Origin of the sequence: Rhodoplanes sp. SY1, from assembly GCF_046000175.1 — a bacterium.
Lineage (GTDB): Bacteria > Pseudomonadota > Alphaproteobacteria > Rhizobiales > Xanthobacteraceae > Rhodoplanes.
This window is the reverse complement of sequence record NZ_JBEOMB010000215.1, coordinates 1-3,029: the sequence shown is the minus strand read 5'-3', so window position 1 is coordinate 3,029 and position 3,029 is coordinate 1. Positions and strand designations below refer to the sequence as shown.

Sequence of the window (3,029 nt, the reverse complement as noted above, 5' to 3'; positions counted from 1 at the left end):
CCCGCGGCACCCTGATTTCTGTGGTGCCGAACGTCCCCGTCAGCTTGCGCGTCCGTTTGCCGTGGCGGTGTCCGACAGCGCCCGTCGAGGGGGCCGCCGAATCATTGTTCACCACCGCTCGCCGGCCATAGCGCAGACGGTCCAAAGCGGCTTCGAGCTCGCTCTCGATCAGCGCTTCGATGAACGAGCGAACGCGGCGGCACACCGCGGTCTCGATCGGATCATCCAGTTGTCGAAAATGCAGGATGTCGGCTCGATCGCTGGCTGCGACAGAGCGGCCTTCGTGGTAGGGCTCGTCATGGCGTGGTCTCCAATCCGGCGCGCCAACGCCGGACGATTCGAGGTTCAGAACCCCGGAGACTACGCCACCCTCAATTCCCACCAATCCCGCGACGGCACCGTCGACGGCCGCGACAAGCTGCTCGTGTTCCTCACGCGCCGCGACATCGAGCCGACCAACAACGTCAGCGAAAGAGCGCTGCGACCCTCGGTGATCTTCCGGAAGGTGACCAACGGGTTCCGCTCCGCCTGGCGCGCCAAAGTCTACGCTGACATCTGCTCCGTCGTCGCAACCGGCCGCATCCACGGCCAAAGCCCGCTCGCAAGCCTCCGCGCAGCCCTCGCCACCGCGTCAGTCGCCGCTCCCGCCTGATCAAACCTCCGAAGGGGGTGATCAGTTACGTTCTGTGCGGGTTCAGATAAAACATCCTGAGATCGAGACAATGCCATGAAGAACACTAAAGCAAGCCGGCCAAGCTTTGATAAATTGATAAGAAGATTAGTTCCATCGTTATCCAAGTTGACCTATAATAAGGGAATTAAACTTGCTTTGGATTTTCCCGACAGTATGCTTAAACTCGCATTTCCAGAGTTTAGAAAGCTGCCCCCAAATCACATGAGGGTGAGGGTGGGCGTCGGCAACAGATTATATAATAATCATTTAATGTACCTAAACGACGCTGTATTCTTTTGGATGGATGCACTGCAATCTGGGTGGATAAAAATGGATTCGACGATTCTGGACATTGGCTCTGGCTGTGGGAGGAGCGCGCACGTAATCAGGGACTTTTCGTCGAATCTTGGAAGGTTTTGTGGAAAGTATATCGGAGTAGATATAGATAAAGAAATGATACAGTGGTGTGAGGCGAATTTCGATAGCGCGAGATTTAGGTTTCATCTGTCTACAAATAAAAGTAGCTCTTATCAAAGTGCCGATAAATCAGATGACCTTTATGTTATTCCGGAGCCAGAGAGCTCAGTAGATTTTGTGTTTTCAAAGTCATTGTTCACTCACTTGCTTGAGCGCGATCTGGAAAACTACATGCGAGAGAGTTACAGGCTATTGCGCTCGGGGGGGTATATGAATCATTCCGTGTTCTGTCTCGACCATCCGCCGCCGACTTTCGGAACGCGTCACACATTTAGTCACCAACTCGACAATGCTCATGTGGAGTCGCTTGCTCAGCCCGAGGCGGCGGTGGCTTACTCAGAGAATTATCTACTGAGACTGTGTGAGGAAGTTGGATTTTGTGGTGCAAAAATTTTTCACGAACCAAGGTTCTGGCAGCCTTATCTTGTTGCATATAAAAAGTAAATTAGGGAATCATTGCGACAAATTACGGTGATCAATTGCGCAAATTCAAAAGGTTGAGATGATGGGGTATAGATGAAGCGCCGAGTTCTTTTTCTCGCACCAGTCAATCACTTCAAAGGAGGTGCTGAAATCTCCCTGTTTGATCTTCTGCGCAATCCATTAGTCGATCCGGTGCTAGCGGTGCCGGAAGAAGGTTCAATAGCGGAGATGGCGCGGCAGGAGGGGGTTCCAGTACTGGTGACGCCGTTCGGAAAGGTCAATGAAATTAAAAGGCCGTTTCGGTTCTGGTCGGTCTTTACTGCGGCAGGCGACTGGCTCGCTGCGGCGCGCGCCGTCGCCCGTGCGAGCCGTGAGATTGCCGCTGTTGCAATTCATTCCAATGGGTTAAAGGCGCACGGGGTTGCGATGCTTGCTCGCTTATTCGGCGGCGCGCCAGTAGTAGCGCATGTGCGAGATATTCCTCTCACTCGCTCAGAGTTCTTCGTCTGGCGTCTTTTCGCCGCTTGCTCTTATAAAATGATATTGGTTAGCCGGCCGTGCTGGCCCTTTTCCGGTGATCTGCCACGTTGCGTCGAGGTAGTACATAATGGAGTTGAGATCCACGAGAGGTGTGGCCGTATTCTCGATCGCGGCCGACCGATCATATTGGGATTTTGCGGCCGGTTGCATCCGTTTAAGGGAATAAACGTTCTGCTTGACTGGATGAGCGCGGCGGTTGCTCAAGGCGTCCCAGTTCGACTCGTAATTCGTGGAGAAGCCGCACCTGCCGATAAAGCCTGGCTTCAGTCAGTCCTCGACCGTATTGCTCATGAATTCACCGAAGGCGTAATTCTTCTTGAGGGCAAAATGACTTCTATTGAAGATATCTATAGAGGCATTGACGTTGTAGTTGTTCCCTCAAACGTACCCGACCCGCTGCCGCGTTCCGCGATGGAGGCGATGAGCCTTGGATTACCGGTGATTGGCTGGCCAGCAGGGGGGATTCCGGATTTAGTACGTGAGGGTGAGACTGGCTGGCTTGTGGACAATTCGCATAGATTTGTGGTTGTCGTCAATTCGCTTATAGCCGATCCTGAAATCTATAAGAATATATCAACTACCTGTCTCCGTGTCGCGCGCGAAGAGTTCTCGTTATCGAGGCTTCACGCGTCTATGGGAAAGATTTACCAGAACCTGTAGCGTGACACACTATCTGATAGTTTGGGTAACAGCCCAGTTTGGGCGACGGCGATTGTCGGCCGAAGATATTCCTGGACTGGGGAGGGGATTTCCGATTCAAGAAATCGGATGAGTCGATGAGTCGCGAAACGTAGTTTCTCACCCCCCCTGTGTCGGTTTGACTCGGGGAGTGGAGCTTGATCGCGGTTCGATGGGCTGATTCAAGCCTGGGATGGCGCCGGCGACACTCGATTCGCTCTGCCGCCGGTCAGGCCGG

General features: G+C 53.4%; 3 protein-coding genes. All 3 read left to right on the top strand.

Annotated elements, in window-relative coordinates:
• Nucleotides 1-652, top strand: a 652-nt coding sequence (locus ABTU92_RS28505) for a transposase (protein WP_408094951.1), incomplete at its 5' end; no start/stop codon positions are given.
• Between the two features lie 75 nt (nucleotides 653-727).
• Entirely contained in the window at nucleotides 728-1,594 is an 867-nt protein-coding gene (locus ABTU92_RS28500; RefSeq protein ID WP_408094950.1) for a class I SAM-dependent methyltransferase, read from the top strand.
• 72 nt (nucleotides 1,595-1,666) lie between these two features.
• Nucleotides 1,667-2,773, top strand: a complete 1,107-nt coding sequence (locus ABTU92_RS28495; RefSeq protein WP_408094949.1) for a glycosyltransferase family 4 protein — start codon at nucleotides 1,667-1,669, stop codon at nucleotides 2,771-2,773.
• Nucleotides 2,774-3,029 lie beyond the last annotated feature (256 nt).